Origin of the sequence: Salinicola sp. JS01 (assembly GCF_030284585.1) — a bacterium.
In the GTDB taxonomy this organism is placed as follows: domain Bacteria; phylum Pseudomonadota; class Gammaproteobacteria; order Pseudomonadales; family Halomonadaceae; genus Salinicola.
Genome location: NZ_CP127244.1, coordinates 2,522,079 through 2,537,918 on the forward strand (window position 1 = coordinate 2,522,079; position 15,840 = coordinate 2,537,918).

The following is a 15,840-nucleotide window of genomic DNA, read 5'->3' on the forward strand; positions in this document are numbered from 1 at the left end:
TAGCCGACCCATAACGCAAACGGCCCGACAGGCAGTGCCTGGCGGGCCGTCGTCGCAGCGCAAGCTGCGCGCCGTGAAGCGATTACCAGCCGGTAACGGCTTTCAGCGCATCACCGATCTCGGCGAGCGAACGCACGGTCTTGACCCCGGCGTCTTCCAGCGCGGCGAATTTCTCGTCCGCGGTGCCCTTGCCACCGGAGATGATCGCACCGGCGTGGCCCATGCGCTTGCCCGGAGGGGCGGTGACACCAGCGATGTAGGAGACCACCGGCTTGGAGACGTTGGCCTTGATGTAGGCCGCAGCTTCCTCTTCGGCGGTGCCGCCGATCTCGCCGATCATCACGATCGCTTCGGTCTGCGGATCCTTCTCGAACATCTCGAGGATGTCGATGAAGGTGGACCCCGGAATCGGGTCGCCGCCGATGCCCACGCAGGTGGACTGGCCGAAGCCGTGATCGGTGGTCTGCTTGACCGCTTCGTAGGTCAGAGTGCCGGAGCGCGATACGATACCGACCTTGCCCGGCTTGTGGATGTGACCCGGCATGATGCCGATCTTGGTCTCACCCGGGGTGATCACGCCGGGGCAGTTGGGGCCGATCAGGCGCACGCCCAGCTCGTCACACTTGACCTTGACGTCGAGCATGTCCAGCGTCGGGATACCTTCGGTGATGCACACGATCAGCTTGATGCCGGCGTTGGCGGCTTCGAGGATCGAGTCCTTGCAGAAAGCAGCGGGCACGTAGATCACGCTGGCCTCGGCGCCGGTCTGCTCGACCGCTTCCTTGACGGTGTTGAACACCGGCAGGCCCAGGTGCTCCTGGCCGCCCTTGCCCGGGGTGACGCCGCCGACCATGTTGGTGCCGTAGGCGATCGCCTGCTCGGAGTGGAAGGTCCCCTGGCCACCGGTGAAGCCCTGGCAGATGACCTTGGTGCTCTTGTCGATCAGGATACTCATTACTTGCCCTCCGCCGCTTTGACGACCTGCTGAGCCGCGTCAGTCAGGCTGGTAGCAGCGATGATGTTCAGACCGCTGGAGGCCAGCTTCTCGGCACCCAGCTCGGCGTTGTTACCTTCCAGACGCACCACCACCGGCACGTTGACGCCGACCTGCTCGACGGCACCGATGATGCCTTCGGCGATCATGTCGCAACGCACGATGCCGCCGAAGATGTTGACCAGCACGGCCTTGACGTTGGTGTCGGAGAGAATGATCTTGAACGCTTCCGCCACCCGCTCCTTGGTCGCGCCGCCACCGACGTCGAGGAAGTTGGCCGGGCTGCCGCCGTTCAGGTTGACGATGTCCATGGTACCCATGGCCAGACCGGCACCGTTGACCATGCAGCCGATGTTACCGTCGAGCGCGACGTAGTTGAGCTCCCACTCCTGGGCATGGGCTTCGCGCTCGTCTTCCTGCGACGGATCGCGCATCGCCTGCAGGTCCGGGTGACGGTAGAGGGCGTTGGCGTCCAGGTTGATCTTGGCGTCGAGGCAGTGGAGGTTGCCTTCGTCGGTGATCACCAGCGGGTTGATCTCCAGCAGGGCCAGATCCTTGTCGTGGAACAGCTTGGAGAGACCCAGGAAGATCTTGGTGAACTGCTTGATCTGGTCCTTGTTCAGGCCCAGCTGGAAAGCCAGCTCACGCGCCTGGTACGGCTGTGCGCCGACCAGCGGATCGATCTCGGCCTTGAGGATCTTCTCGGGCGTCTCCTCGGCGACCTTCTCGATCTCGACACCGCCCTCGGTGGAGGCCATGAAGACCACGCGACGAGTGGCGCGATCGACCACCGCACCCAGGTAGAGTTCGCTGGCGATGTCGGTGCAGTTCTCGACCAGAATCTTGGCGACCGGCTGACCTTTTTCGTCGGTCTGGTAGGTCACCAGGTTCTTGCCCAGCCACTGCTCGGCGAACGCCTTGGCGGCTTCCGGGCTCTCGACCAGCTTGACACCGCCGGCCTTGCCGCGACCGCCGGCATGGACCTGGGCCTTGACGACCCACTTGTCGCCACCGATTTTCTTGCAGGCCTGTGCCGCTTCTTCGGGGGTGTCGACGGCGAAGCCTTTGGACACCGGAAGACCGTAATCGGCAAACAGTTGCTTGCCCTGATACTCGTGAAGGTTCATCGATTCATGCCATTAGGTTGCATGTGACTCGAATGGCAGGGGCCGCTGAAAGGCCCCCGCCCCCGTGCCGCTCCGAAACCAGAACGGCACCTCTGGCAAGACGCGCGAATAATAGAACTTACTTGCGCTTCTTGCGGTTGGCCATGTGAATGGCGTGACCGTCGACGGCCAGCGCCGCTTCGTGGACCGCTTCGGAAAGTGTCGGGTGAGCGAAGCAGGTCAGGGCCAGATCCTCGGCGCTGGAGCCGAACTCCATGGCGATGACGCCCTGGGCGATCAGTTCGCCGGCGTGCTGGCCGAGGATATGCACGCCGAGGATGCGATCGGTCTTGGCGTCGGCGACGACCTTGACCATGCCTTCCGGGGCGTTGTTGGCGAGCGCCCGGCCGCTGGCGGAGAACGGGAAGGTACCGGTGCTGACCTCGATCCCCTGCTCCTTGGCCTGCTGCTCGTTCATGCCGACCCAGGCCACTTCCGGCGCGGTGTAGATGACGCTGGGGATGGTGTCGTAGTTCATCTCCGGCTTCTGGCCGGCGATGATGTCGGCGACCATCACGCCCTCTTCCGAGGCCTTGTGCGCCAGCATCGGGCCGCGCACCACGTCACCGATGGCGTAGACGCCGGAGACGCTGGTACGGCACTGGTCGTCGACGAAGATGAAGCCGCGCTCGTCGAGCTTCACGCCGGCGCCATCGTCGAGCAGCTTGTCGGTGTAGGGCTTGCGGCCGACACACACGATCAGCTTGTCGAAGGTCTGCTCCTGGTCGCCGTCGCTGTCGGTGTACTGGACCACGACTTCACGCTTGTCGCCCTTGCCCTTGACCTCGGAGCCGGTGACGCGCGCGCCCAGCTTGATGTCCAGACCCTGCTTCTTGAGCAGCTTCAGGGTCTCCTTGGAGATCGCCTGATCGACCATCGGCAGGAAGCTGTCGAGCGCTTCGAGCACGGTCACTTCACTGCCCAGACGGCTCCACACGCTGCCCAGCTCGAGACCGATGACGCCGGCCCCGATCACGCCCAGGCGCTTGGGCGCTTCACTGAATTCGAGCGCACCGGCGGAGTCGACGATGATGTCATCGGTCATCGGCGCCGGTGGAATGTTCACCGGCACCGAGCCGGAAGCGATGATGACGTTGTCGGCAGTGTAGGTCTGGCTCTTGCCGTCGTGGCCGGTCACTTCGACCTGCTTGCCGTCGAGCAGCTTGCCGGTACCTTCCAGCGCGGTGACGCCGTTGGACTTGAACAGCATGCTGATACCGCCGGTGTTCTTGGCGATGACGCTGTTCTTGAACTCCATCATCTTCTTGACGTCGGTGGCGACGTCGCCGACGTTGATGCCGATCTCGGCATAGTGATCGCGCGTCTCGACGAACTTGTGCGACGTCTCGAGCAGCGCCTTGGACGGGATACAGCCCACGTTGAGGCAGGTGCCGCCGTGGACGGTCTTGCCTTCCTTGTTCACCCACTTCTCGACACAGGCCGTCTTGAGGCCCAGTTGTGCGGCGCGGATCGCGGCCACGTAGCCGCCAGGGCCGGCGCCAATGACGATCACATCGAATTTATCGGCCATGAAAGATTTCCTGTTCGTCTCGTGTGCCATCCGCCGGGGCGCGCCCCGGCGGATCCGGATGTCGGGCGGTCAGATGTCCAGCAGCAGACGCGCCGGATCCTCGAGCAGCGACTTGATCGCCACCAGGAACTGGACCGCATCCTTGCCGTCGATCATGCGGTGGTCGTAGGAGACCGCCAGATACATCATCGGGCGAATCTCGACCTTGCCGTTGACCGCCATCGGGCGCTCCTGGATCTTGTGCATGCCCAGGATCGCGGTCTGCGGCGGGTTGAGGATCGGCGTCGACATCAGCGAGCCGAAGATACCGCCGTTGGTGATGGTGAAGGTACCGCCCTGCATGTCTTCGATGCCGAGCTTGCCGTCACGACCGCGGCTACCGAAGTCGCCGATCGCCTTCTCGATGTCGGCCAGCTTCATGCTGTCGGTATCACGCAGGACCGGCACCACCAGGCCCCGCGGGGTGGAGACGGCGACGCCGATGTCCTGGTAGCCGTGATAGACGATGTCGGTGCCGTCGATCGAGGCGTTGACGTCGGGGAAGCGCTTGAGCGCTTCGGTCGCCGCCTTGACGAAGAAGCCCATGAAACCGAGCTTGACGTCGTGGGCCTTCTGGAAGGTGTCCTTGTACTGGCTGCGCAGGGCCATCACCGCGCTCATGTCCACCTCGTTGTAGGTGGTGAGCATGGCCGCGGTCTGCTGGGCCTGGACCAGACGCTTGGCGATGGTCTGACGCAGACGGCTCATCGGCACGCGCTGCTCGGGACGCTCGCCCTCGACCGCCGGTGCGGCCTTGGCGCCGCCGGCCGGCTTGTCGGCCTTGGGTGCGGCGGACTTCTTGGCGGAGCCGCTGTCGATGGCCTTCTGCACGTCTTCCTTCAGGACACGACCGCCCTTGCCGGTGCCTTCGATCTTGGCCACATCGAGATCGTTCTCGGCCGCCAGCTTGCGCGCTGCCGGCGCGAGGATCTTGCCGTCGACCTTGGCATCCGCCTCGCCGTCGTCGTCGCTGGAGGCCTGCTCGGCGGGCGCGTCATCGCTGGCACCACCCTCGGCACCTTCGCTGAACACCGCCAGCAGGGCCTCGGATTCGACCTGCTCGCCCTCCTGGACCTTGATCTCGGCTAGGGCGCCATCGGCCGGCGCGACCACTTCCAGCACGACCTTGTCGGTCTCGATCTCAGCCAGCACCTCATCGCGCTTGACCGCTTCGCCGACCTTCTTGGTCCAGCTGGCGACGGTGCCTTCCTGTACCGACTCCGGGAAGCTCGGCGCCTTGACATCGTGCTGCTTGCCGCCGCCGGCCGGCTTCTTGGCAGACGACTTGTCGTCGCCCTTGGCATCGTCGGACTTGGTGTCGCTGGACTTGGCGTCGTCGGCCTTGGTGTCACCAGACTTGGCTTCGCCGCCCTTGCCACCTTCGCCGGCGGCGCCGAGCACGCCCAGCACCTGCTCGGACTCGCAGGTGTCACCCTCTTCGATCTTGATCTCGGAGAGCGTGCCGGCTTCCGGCGCCACCACTTCCAGAACCACCTTGTCGGTCTCGATCTCGACGATCAGTTCATCGCGCTCGACGCTGTCGCCCACCTTCTTGTGCCAGGTGGCAACGGTTCCCTCGGCAACGGATTCGGGGAAAGTCGGCGCTTTGATATCAGTAGCCATGTCGTATCCTTAATCTCTTCTCTGTCGCATCTGTTCCGGCAGCATGGCGCCTCAGGCGTTGAAGGCGTCGTCGACCAGCTGGCTCTGTTGTGCCACATGGACCGACATGTAGCCCGCGGCGGGCGCGGCGGATGCCGGACGACCCGCGAACTTGAGGCTGTGGTCCAACCCTTCGCGCACCATGCTCGCCACCAGGCGAAGATGATGCTGGCTCTGATACCAGGCGCCCTGGTTGAGCGGCTCTTCCTGACACCAGACGACCTGTTCCAGGTTCGGAAAGGCCTTGAGCGCGTCGAACAGTTCTTCCTTGGGGAAGGGGTAGAGCTGCTCGACACGAATGATCGCGGTATCGTCGCGCTGGTTCTCGGCACGGTAGCTGGCGAGATCGTAGTAGACCTTGCCCGAGCAGATGACTGCCCGCTTGACCGCCTGCGGATCGCGCTCGCCGACGTCCGGGATGACCATCTGGAAGCGGCCGTCGGACAGCTCTTCCATGGTCGACGTGGCATCCTTGTGACGCAGCAGACTCTTGGGCGACATCACGATCAGCGGCTTGCGCAGCGGACGGATCACCTGGCGCCGCAGCAGATGGAAGATCTGCGCCGGGGTGGTCGGCACGCACACCTGCATGTTGTGCTCGGCGCACAGCTGCAGGAAGCGCTCGAGGCGCGCGGAGGAGTGCTCCGGCCCCTGGCCTTCGTAACCGTGCGGCAGCAGCAGCGTCAGCCCGCACAGGCGCGCCCACTTCGACTCGCCCGAGGAGATGAACTGGTCGACCACGACCTGGGCGCCGTTGAAGAAGTCCCCGAACTGGGCCTCCCAGATGATCAGCGCATTGGGCGTGGTGGTAGCGTAGCCGTACTCGAACGCCAGCACCGCCTCCTCCGAGAGGAAGGAGTCGTGGATGGTGAAGTTCGGCTGCCCTTCCTTGATGTGCTGCAGCGGAATGTAGGTCGAGCCGTCTTCCTGGTTGTGGACCACGGCGTGGCGGTGGGAGAAGGTCCCGCGGCCGGCGTCCTGGCCGGTCAGCCGCACCGGATGGTCGGCGTCGACCAGAGTGGCGTAGGCCAGGGTCTCGGCAAAGCCCCAGTTGAGCGGCTGGTTGCCGGCGAGCATCTTGCGACGCTCTTCGTAGACCCGTGAAACCTGACGCTGAACCTCGACCCCGTTGGGGATCTCGCTCATCTTCTGCGCCAGCTGGCGCAGGTGCTCGAGGTCGCAGCTGGTGTCGGTGTCACCGCTCCACTCGTGGCCCAGGTACGGCGTCCAGTCGACGAACAGACCGGTGTTGGGCTGTTTCACCAGGGCGTTGGCCACGTGATTGCCGGCCAGCAGATCATCGCGATACTGCTCGCCCATCTGCTTGGCCTGCTCCTCGGTGAGCACGCCCTCTTCGATCAGTTGCTCGACGTAGAGCGTGCGCGTCGACTTGTGCGACTTGATCTTGGCGTACATCAGCGGCTGGGTGCCGGAGGGCTCGTCGGCTTCGTTGTGACCGCGCCGACGATAGCAGACCAGATCGATGACCACGTCGCGCTTGAACGCCTTGCGATAGTCCACCGCCACCTGGGTCGCATGCAGCACCGCTTCCGGGTCGTCACCGTTGACGTGGAAGATCGGCGCCTGAACCATCTTGGCGATGTCGGTGCAGTATTCGGTGGAGCGCGCGTCGTCGGGCCGCGAGGTGGTGAAACCGACCTGGTTGTTGATCACGATGTGCAGCGTGCCGCCGGTCTTGTAACCGCGGGTCTGCGACATCTGGAAGGTCTCCATGACCACGCCCTGACCGGCGAAAGCAGCGTCGCCGTGGATCACCACCGGCAGCACCTGCTCGCCATCGACGTCGTCGCGACGGTCCTGGCGGGCGCGCACCGACCCTTCGACCACTGGAGAAACGATCTCCAGGTGGGAGGGGTTGAAGGCCAGCGCCAGGTGCACTTCGCCGCCCGGGGTCATGACGTTGGAGCTGAAGCCCTGGTGATACTTGACGTCACCGGAACCGCGCTCGAGCTGCTTCTTGCCGTCGAATTCATCGATCAGCTCAGACGGGCTCTTGCCGAGGATGTTGACCAGCAGGTTGAGGCGGCCACGGTGGGCCATGCCGATGACCACTTCCTTGACGCCGTAGGTGCCACTACGCTGGATCACCTCGTCCATCATCGGGATGAAGGACTCACCGCCTTCCAGTCCGAAGCGCTTGGTGCCGGGGTACTTGGAGGCGAGATAGCTCTCCAGCCCTTCGGCGGCGGTGAGGCGCTCGAGCAGATGCTCGCGATCGCTCTGGCTGTACTTGGGCTTGGAGCGCACCGACTCGAAACGCTGCTGCAGCCAGCGCTTCTCTTCGGTGTTGACGATGTGCATGAACTCACAGCCGATCGACCGGCAGTAGGTCTGATCCAACGCCTCGACGATCTCCTTGAGCGGTGCCTCGTCCTTGCCCAGGAAGAACGAACCGGTCTGGAACACGGTGTTCATGTCGGCCTGGGTGAGGTCGTGGAAGGAGAGATCGAGGTCAGGCACGGTCTCGGCCTGGCGCAGACCGAGGGGATCGATGTCAGCGCGCTGGTGGCCACGGAAGCGGTAGGCGTTGATCAGCTGCAGTACCTTGACCTGCTTGCGATTCTCGCTGCTGCCGGCGGTACTGGGGGCGGCTTGCCCGGGACGACGCTCGCGCGCCAGCTGATAGAACTGCTCCCGGATGGGGCTCAGGGGGACATCATGAGCGGGGGTACCTTCCAACCGGGGCAACTGATCGAAGGCCTGGCGCCACTCGTCGGGCACGGTCGAGGGATCGTTCAGGTACTGCTCGTAGAGCGCTTCCACGTAGTGAGCGTTACCGCCGCTCATGTGGGAAGTGCGCCACATCAACTCCATTATGCCTTCTTGCATATCTCGTTCACCCTGCACTGATGGGGTGTTGTCGGCGCCGGTCGCGATCTGCGTCACGGCGTCACTCCGTCACCGTCGCGAGACGGCGTAACGACCATGTAGGCGAAGCGGCGTCATGATCGTTAAAAGCCGGTGCACGAGGCACCGGCCAGCATTCTGATAGTCGGCTCGGCTGCGACACCGTGTCGCAGCCGGCGAGCGCGGCACATGATAACAAGCCGCGCGCTACGATTTAAGTCGTAGATGCCCGCACCCGCGCTCAGGTGGCGTTGGACAGCAGCATTTCCCGAATCTTGCCGATGGCCCGGGTCGGATTGAGACCTTTGGGGCACACCGAGACGCAGTTCATGATGCCGCGGCAGCGGAACAGGCTGAACGGGTCCTCGAGCTCGGCCAGACGCGCCTGGGTGGCGTTGTCACGCGAGTCGGCGAGGAAACGGTAGGCCTGCAGCAGGCCGGCCGGGCCGACGAACTTGTCCGGGTTCCACCAGAACGACGGGCACGAGGTCGAGCAGCAGGCGCACAGGATGCACTCGTAGAGGCCGTCGAGCTTGTCGCGCTCTTCCGGCGACTGCAGTCGCTCGATCGCGGGTGCCGCGGTGTCGTTCTGCAGATACGGCTGCATGCGCTCGTACTGCTTGTAGAACAGCCCCATGTCGACCACCAGATCGCGCATGACCGGCAGACCCGGCAGCGGACGCAGCACCAGCTTGTTGTCCTTGACCACCTCGGACAGCGCGGTGATGCAGGCCAGGCCGTTCTTGCCGTTCATGTTCATGCCGTCGGAGCCGCAGACCCCTTCACGGCAGCTCCGGCGAAAGGCCAGCGAACTGTCCTGATCTTTGATCATGGTCAGCACGTTGAGGACCATCAGATCGCGCCCCTGGGTGTCGATCTGGAACTCCTGCATGTAGGGCGCGGAGTCGGTCTCGGGGTTGTAGCGGTAAACGGAAACCTGAAGACTGGACATGAGTGACAACCCCCTCAGTAGGTACGGATTTTCGGCTCGAAGGTATCGACCGTCTTCGGCGTGAAGTTGACATCACGCTTGGTCACGCGCTTGTCGCCCGGATGGAACAGCGAGTGCTTGAGCCAGTTGACGTCGTCACGATCCGGATAGTCGTAGCGCGAGTGAGCACCGCGGCTCTCCTTGCGCTCCAGCGCCGCGATGGCGGTCGCTTCGGCCACTTCGAGCAGGTTGTCGAGCTCCAGCGCTTCGACCCGGGCGGTGTTGAAGGCGTTGGACTTGTCACTCAGGTGGGCCTTACCGATACGCTCGCGCAGCTCGGCCAGCTTGCTCACACCCTCTTGCATGTTGTCTTCCTGACGGAAGACCCCGAAGGCGTTCTGCATGGTGTTCTGCAGCTCGGCCTTGAGTTCGGAGACCGATTCGCCGCCGCTGGACTCGTTCCAGCGCGACAGGCGCGCCATGGCACTGTCGACGTCCGACTGCGAGGCGTCGAGGTATTCGATACCTTCGTTGAGCGCCTTCTCGATGTAGATGCCCGCAGCGCGACCGAAGACCACCAGGTCGAGCAGCGAGTTGCCGCCCAGACGGTTGGCGCCGTGAACCGAGACGCAGGCCGCCTCGCCACACGCGAACAGCCCGTTGATGATGGCGTCGTTGCCGTCCTTGTCCTGGGTCAGCGCCTGGCCGTGAACGTTGGTCGGAATACCGCCCATCATGTAGTGGCAGGTCGGGGTGACCGGGATCGGCTCCTTGACCGGATCGACGTGAGCGAAGGTCTTGGAGAGCTCGACGATGCCGGGCAGGCGCTTCATCAGCACCTCTTCACCCAGGTGGTCGAGCTTGAGCATGACGTGGTCGGCGTTCTCGCCGCAGCCGCGCCCTTCCAGCACTTCCATGACCATGGCCCGGGCAACCACGTCGCGGCCGGCGAGGTCCTTGGCGTTGGGCGCGTAGCGCTCCATGAACCGCTCGCCATCCTTGTTGATCAGATAGCCGCCCTCGCCACGACAGCCCTCGGTCACCAGACAGCCGGCACCGTGGATACCGGTCGGGTGGAACTGCCACATCTCGATGTCCTGCACCGGGAAGCCGGCGCGCAGCGCCATGCCGATACCGTCACCGGTGTTGATCAGGGCGTTGGTGGTGGAGGCGTAGATACGGCCCGCGCCGCCGGTGGCCAGTACGGTGGCCTTGGACTTGACGTGCACGATTTCACCGGTCTCGATGCACAGCGCGATACAGCCGACCACGTCGCCGTTGGCGTTCTTGACCAGATCGATGGCGTACCACTCGTCGAGGAACACCGTGTTGTTCTTCAGGTTGTTCTGGTACAGCGTGTGCAGCAGCGCGTGGCCGGTACGGTCGGCCGCGGCACAGGTACGTGCCGCCTGGCCGCCCTTGCCGAAGTCCTTGGACTGGCCGCCGAACGGACGCTGATAGATGCGACCGTTGTCGAAGCGTGAGAACGGCAGCCCCATGTGCTCGAGTTCGAAGACCGCCTTGGGGCCCTCGGTGCACATGTATTCGGCGGCGTCCTGGTCGGTGATGTAGTCACCGCCCTTGACGGTGTCGTACATGTGCCAGCGCCAGTCGTCGTTGGGATCGGCGGAGGCGATGGCACAGGTGATGCCACCCTGGGCGGAGACCGTGTGCGAGCGGGTCGGGAAGACCTTCGACAGCACCGCCGTCTTCTTGCCGGACTTGGCCAGCTCGAGTGCTGCGCGCAGGCCGGAACCGCCACCGCCGATGATGATGGCGTCGAATGTCAGGTTTCGCATGGTAGACATGGATCAGGCTCCCCAGAGGACTTGTACGCCCCACACCAGAAAAACGAAGATGGCGAGAATCACGACGGCCTGGAATCCGAAACGTGCGCCGGTGTGCTTGAGGTAGTCGGTGGAGATGGTCCACAGACCGACCCAGGCGTGTGCGGCCATCGAGATGAAGGCCAGCAGCGAGAAGATACGCATCCAGGTCTGCGCGAACAGCCCGCTCCAGGTGACGTAATCGAGGTTGGGATGGAACAGCAGATAAGCGACCAGGAACAGCGCATAGACCGCCAGGACGAGCGCCGAGACGCGCTGGATCAGCCAGTCGGAAAGGCCGCTGCGACCGAGATTCGTGATGTTGGTTACCATACCCAGACTCCTGCCAGAACCACCAGAACGGCACTGATCACGACCGTGATCTGCGCCTTACGCGTACCGCCTTCGAGATCGACGCCGTAGCCTGCGTCCATCAGCAGGTGCTTGATACCGGCCACGAAGTGGAACCCTAGCGCTGAGAGCAGACCCCAGGCGACCAGCTTGGCCAGTACGTTGTGCGCCAGCACATCGCTCACTGTCTCGAACCCCTGCGGCGAGGAGAGCGACTTATCCAGGGCCCAGAAGCCGAAGATCAGCCCGACGAACAGGATGACGCCGGTAACGCGGTGAGTGATGGAGGTCAGTGCGGGAAGTGGAAAGTGGATGGTAGACAGGTCGAGGTTTACTGGACGTTTGCTATTCACGGCTGTTCAACACTCTCTTGACCCAGACGGGTCTGGCCCGTATGGGCTGTGGTTTTTAGAAGCAGGATCTCGGTCGCGGAACTGGTTTCCCTGCGGCCCAGGCCGAGCTGACGATGCCATATCGCGCGGGAGAAGATTATAGGGTTTGAGGGCCGGCATGACAAACGGCTACAACTTTGGTCATGCCCAGAACGACCCCAGAAAGCCTGCCTGCGGCACCCGCCACAAGCGCAGACATGGCACTATGACTCCCCTTCTCCCGCAGTGAGACACAGACGTCACGGCGACACCCGGTATCACAGCGGCTACACTCCAGGTCCCGGCCGCAAAAGACGCAGCACGGACTCTTTCACCTGCCGATCGGGCAGAGCCGCCTCGGCCGAAGCGACTCTGCCTGTATCAGTATAGCGACAATCCTGGCCGCGCCCGGCATCTCGGCGCGGAATATGGCCCGCCAGCCTCATCCATGGAGCGGCGCGCCCAGCAGGAGCAGATCACGGGACGCATTGACCGAGCAAAGTGTCGACAATGCGCGAAACCGCCTATAGAAGCCGTTGTCAAAGCCGCTTGGGCGAATTGACAAACCTTTGCGGAAACCTATAGTGGGCGAACTCTTTTTGCCCGCATAGCAGGAAAGACAAAGGGTTATGTCACGATAGGGAGGCCTACATGGCTGACAGAAAAGCGAAACTTTCCGTCGATGGTGTCGACAAGACGATTGAATTCCCGGTTTATTCCGGCACCCTCGGACCGGACGTCGTCGATGTGCGCAGCCTGACCGGCGAGGGACTGTTCACCTACGACCCGGGCTTCGTCGCCACCGCCGCCTGCGAGTCGGGCATCACCTACATCGATGGCGGCGCCGGCGTACTGCTCCACCGCGGCTACCCCATCGAGCAGCTGGCCGACAACTCCAACTATGTGGAACTCAGCTACCTGCTGATGTTCGGCGAACTGCCCACCGCCGAGCAGTACCGCGACTTCTCCGAGACGGTCAGCCGTCACACCATGGTTCACGAGCAGATCGTCAACTTCTACAAAGGCTTCCGTCGCGACGCCCACCCGATGGCGATCCTGTGCGGCGTGGTCGGCGGGCTGGCCGCGTTCTACCACGACAACCTCGATATCACCGACGCCGAGCAGCGCCATGTCAGCGCCATCCGCCTGATCGCCAAGATGCCGACGCTGGCCGCCATGTGCCACAAGTACAACATCGGCCAGCCGTTCATGTATCCGCGCAACGATCTCAACTACGCGGAAAACTTCCTCCACATGATGTTCGGCAACCCGTGTGAGAACTACGAGGTCAATCCGATCATGGCCAAGGCGATGGATCGCATCTTCATGCTCCACGCCGACCACGAACAGAACGCCTCGACCTCGACGGTACGCCTGACTGGCTCCACCGGCGCCAATCCCTTCGCCTGCATCAGCGCCGGCATCGCAGCCCTCTGGGGCCCGGCCCACGGCGGCGCCAACGAAGCGGTACTGGCAATGCTCGACGAGATCGGCGACGACTCCGAAGAGAACATCCAGCGCTTCATCGACAAGGCCAAGGACAAGAACGATCCGTTCAAGCTGATGGGCTTCGGCCACCGGGTCTATCGCAACTTCGACCCGCGCGCCAAGGTGATGAAGGAGACCTGCGACGAGGTGCTCAAAGAGCTCGGGATCGCCGACGACCCGCAGCTCAAGATCGCCAAGCGCCTCGAACAGATCGCGTTGGAGGACGAGTACTTCATCGAGCGCAAGCTCTACCCCAACGTCGACTTCTATTCCGGCATCATCCTCAAGGCCATCGGCATCCCGACCAACATGTTCACCGTGATCTTCGCGATGGCGCGTACCGTCGGCTGGATCTCGCACTGGAACGAGATGATCAGCAACGGCTACCGCATCGGTCGCCCGCGCCAGCTCTATACCGGCCACGCCAAGCGCGACTACCCCAGCTCGAACTGAGATTCGCGCCCCGGGGTAGCGCTCACCCTACCGTAACCGCCGATCCCATCGGCGGTTTTTTTTGGCCGCGGAAGATGTCCACACATTCTGTGGATAACCCTGTTCAAAACCATCATACAATGTCACGCAGGCCCCCTGACAGGCGCCCTGAAGACAGATCGTTCAATTTTTGATCAACCGCAACACACTGATTTATAAGAAAAAAGCAGGATATATACGCATTTCAGCCGCTTACCCGCAGGCCTCGGCGGCACAGCGGGACGCAGTGGACAATCGACCACGTTGTCAAGCGTTATGAAGCGATCAAAAACGAGTTATCAACAGCCAGCCACATAGGTTGACGGTCGAAATGGGAAGGATGAGGAAAAGCAGAAGTGGCGTCCCATAGGGGGTTCGAACCCCTGTTACCGCCGTGAAAGGGCGGTGTCCTGGACCACTAGACGAATGGGACGCAAAGGCGCGACATCGGTCGCGATGTTCCTTGGTGGAGCCTAGCGGGATCGAACCGCTGACCTCGACACTGCCAGTGTCGCGCTCTCCCAGCTGAGCTAAGGCCCCGTCTCAGGAACGGGGCGAACTATACGGGTATCTAACTGATCCGTCAACACTTTATTTGAGCGCCGACGGATCCGGCCAGGATTCGCTTCAAAGCTCGCGATAGCGCTTCTCGAGCCGCTTGGCCTGCTTCTTGGAGACCCCGCCGAGCACCTCGATGGCGTGACGCAGACGCGCCCGGGTCATGTCGGAGCCGATGATCGCCATCGCATCGAGTACCGAGGTGGAGTGGGCGCTGCCGGTGACGGCGATGAACACCGGGGCCAGGAACGCCTTCATCTTGAGTTCTAGCGCCGCCGAGAGTGACTGGCACACCTCCAGCAGCTCGGCCTTCTCCCAGCGGCCGACCGCCTCGAGGCGCCAGGTCAGGAACTGCAGTAGCTCGACCAGTGACTCCCGCTCCAGGGCCACCCCATCGAAACTCTCGGCACTGATCGAGGGCAGCCCGGAGAAAAAGTGCCCGGCCAGCGGAATGGCGTCGGACAGGGTCGAGATCCGCGGACGAATCTGCGGCAGGATCTGGCCCACGTACTCCTCGTTGAAAGCCCAGCTGCGCAGCGCTTCGAGCAGCCCGGCATCGTCCAGGTCCTCACGGATATAGACGCCATTGAGCCAGGTGAGCTTATCGAGATCGAACACCGGCCCACCCAGCGACACGCGCTGGATATCGAAATTGGCCATCATCTCGTCGAGCGAGAACTTCTCACGCTCGTCCGGCATCGACCAGCCCATGCGACCCAGATAGTTGGTCAGCGCCTGGGGCAGATAGCCCATGCGCCGGTAGTAGTTGATCGAGGTCGGGTTCTTGCGCTTGGACAGCTTCGACTTGTCCGGGTTGCGCAGCAGCGGCATGTGGCACAGCACCGGCATTTCCCAGCCGAAGTAGGCGTAAAGCAGCTGATGCTTGGGCGCCGAGTTGATCCACTCCTCACCGCGCAGCACATGGGTGATCCCCATGAGATGGTCATCGACCACATTGGCCAGGTGGTAGGTGGGCATGCCGTCGGACTTGAGCAGAATCTGAGCGTCTACCTGGGCCCAGTCGACCTCGATCCGACCGCGAAGCATGTCGTCGATCTCGCAGGTTCCACTGTCCGGCACGTGCATGCGGATCACGTAGGGGTAGCCTTCCGCTTCGCGGCGGGCGCGCTCCGCTTCGTCCAGAGCCAGATCGCTGGACTTGAGCGCCAGATGCTGGCCCGCCTCACGCCGCGCTTCGCGCAGCGCGTCCAGCTCCTCGCTGGTGCGATAGCACTTGAAGGCATGACCGGCATCCAGCAACTGCTGGGCGTGCTCGGCGTAGATCTCACCACGCTCGCTCTGGCGGTAGGGGCCGTGCGGGCCACCCACATCGGGGCCTTCGTCCCAGCTCAGCCCCATCCAGCTCAGCGAATCGAGGATCATCTGCTCCGACTCCAGCGTCGAGCGCTGGCGATCGGTATCTTCGATCCGCAGGATGAACTGCCCGCCATGCTGGCGCGCGAAACAGAGATTGAAGAGCGCAATATAGGCCGTCCCGACATGGGGGTCACCGGTCGGGGAAGGCGCGATACGCGTGCGTACAGTCATGAATCCAATCCGTTGATGAAAAAGCGGGCCTGGGCC

The 15,840-nt window shown here is 63.2% G+C and carries 11 protein-coding genes and 2 tRNA genes; 1 reads left to right on the forward strand and 12 read right to left on the reverse strand.

Going from position 1 to position 15,840, the window contains the following annotated elements; translation table 11 throughout:
• Positions 1-82: 82 nt before the first annotated feature.
• From sucD to sdhC, 9 genes are all read right to left on the reverse strand, one after another.
• Positions 83-955 carry a succinate--CoA ligase subunit alpha gene (sucD, locus tag QO259_RS11595; protein WP_207031038.1) on the reverse strand — a complete coding sequence of 291 codons (873 nt, stop codon included), beginning with the start codon at positions 953-955 and terminating at the stop codon, positions 83-85.
• The gene (gene sucC, locus QO259_RS11600) at positions 955-2,121 is read right to left on the reverse strand and encodes an ADP-forming succinate--CoA ligase subunit beta (RefSeq protein WP_035470658.1); all 1,167 of its coding nucleotides are present in this window, start codon (positions 2,119-2,121) and stop codon (positions 955-957) included. The genes sucD and sucC overlap by 1 nt, the downstream gene beginning before the upstream one ends.
• 118 nt (positions 2,122-2,239) lie before the next feature.
• Positions 2,240-3,691 carry a dihydrolipoyl dehydrogenase gene (gene lpdA / locus QO259_RS11605; RefSeq protein ID WP_035470657.1) on the reverse strand — a complete coding sequence of 484 codons (1,452 nt, stop codon included), beginning with the start codon at positions 3,689-3,691 and terminating at the stop codon, positions 2,240-2,242.
• Positions 3,692-3,760: 69 nt separating this feature from the next.
• The gene (gene odhB, locus QO259_RS11610; RefSeq protein ID WP_233076488.1) at positions 3,761-5,353 is read right to left on the reverse strand and encodes a 2-oxoglutarate dehydrogenase complex dihydrolipoyllysine-residue succinyltransferase; all 1,593 of its coding nucleotides are present in this window, start codon (positions 5,351-5,353) and stop codon (positions 3,761-3,763) included.
• Between the two features lie 51 nt (positions 5,354-5,404).
• Entirely contained in the window at positions 5,405-8,242 is a 2,838-nt protein-coding gene (locus QO259_RS11615) for a 2-oxoglutarate dehydrogenase E1 component (protein WP_207031042.1), read from the reverse strand.
• 259 nt (positions 8,243-8,501) lie between these two features.
• Complete coding sequence (locus QO259_RS11620; RefSeq protein ID WP_035470655.1) at positions 8,502-9,212, reverse strand: succinate dehydrogenase iron-sulfur subunit; 711 nt, start codon at positions 9,210-9,212, stop codon at positions 8,502-8,504.
• Between the two features lie 14 nt (positions 9,213-9,226).
• On the reverse strand, positions 9,227-10,999 hold the full coding sequence (sdhA, locus tag QO259_RS11625; RefSeq protein ID WP_035470654.1) for a succinate dehydrogenase flavoprotein subunit: 1,773 nt from the start codon (positions 10,997-10,999) through the stop codon (positions 9,227-9,229).
• A gap of 3 nt (positions 11,000-11,002) precedes the next feature.
• Positions 11,003-11,350: a succinate dehydrogenase, hydrophobic membrane anchor protein gene (sdhD, locus tag QO259_RS11630; RefSeq protein WP_035470653.1), complete on the reverse strand. Its 348-nt coding sequence runs from the start codon at positions 11,348-11,350 to the stop codon at positions 11,003-11,005.
• Positions 11,344-11,721: a succinate dehydrogenase, cytochrome b556 subunit gene (gene sdhC / locus QO259_RS11635; protein ID WP_035470652.1), complete on the reverse strand. Its 378-nt coding sequence runs from the start codon at positions 11,719-11,721 to the stop codon at positions 11,344-11,346. The genes sdhD and sdhC overlap by 7 nt, the downstream gene beginning before the upstream one ends.
• Before the next feature lie 669 nt (positions 11,722-12,390).
• Between sdhC and gltA the strand changes: the two genes are divergently transcribed.
• Entirely contained in the window at positions 12,391-13,680 is a 1,290-nt protein-coding gene (gene gltA, locus QO259_RS11640) for a citrate synthase (protein WP_207031044.1), read from the forward strand.
• Positions 13,681-14,055: 375 nt separating this feature from the next.
• Here the strand turns inward: gltA and QO259_RS11645 are convergent.
• From QO259_RS11645 to gltX, 3 genes are all read right to left on the reverse strand, one after another.
• Positions 14,056-14,131: transfer RNA gene (locus QO259_RS11645), tRNA-Glu, on the reverse strand.
• Between the two features lie 31 nt (positions 14,132-14,162).
• Positions 14,163-14,238, reverse strand: a tRNA-Ala gene (locus QO259_RS11650).
• A gap of 87 nt (positions 14,239-14,325) precedes the next feature.
• A complete protein-coding gene (gene gltX / locus QO259_RS11655; RefSeq protein ID WP_285950094.1) occupies positions 14,326-15,804 on the reverse strand; it encodes a glutamate--tRNA ligase in 1,479 nt (492 codons plus the stop codon).
• Positions 15,805-15,840 lie beyond the last annotated feature (36 nt).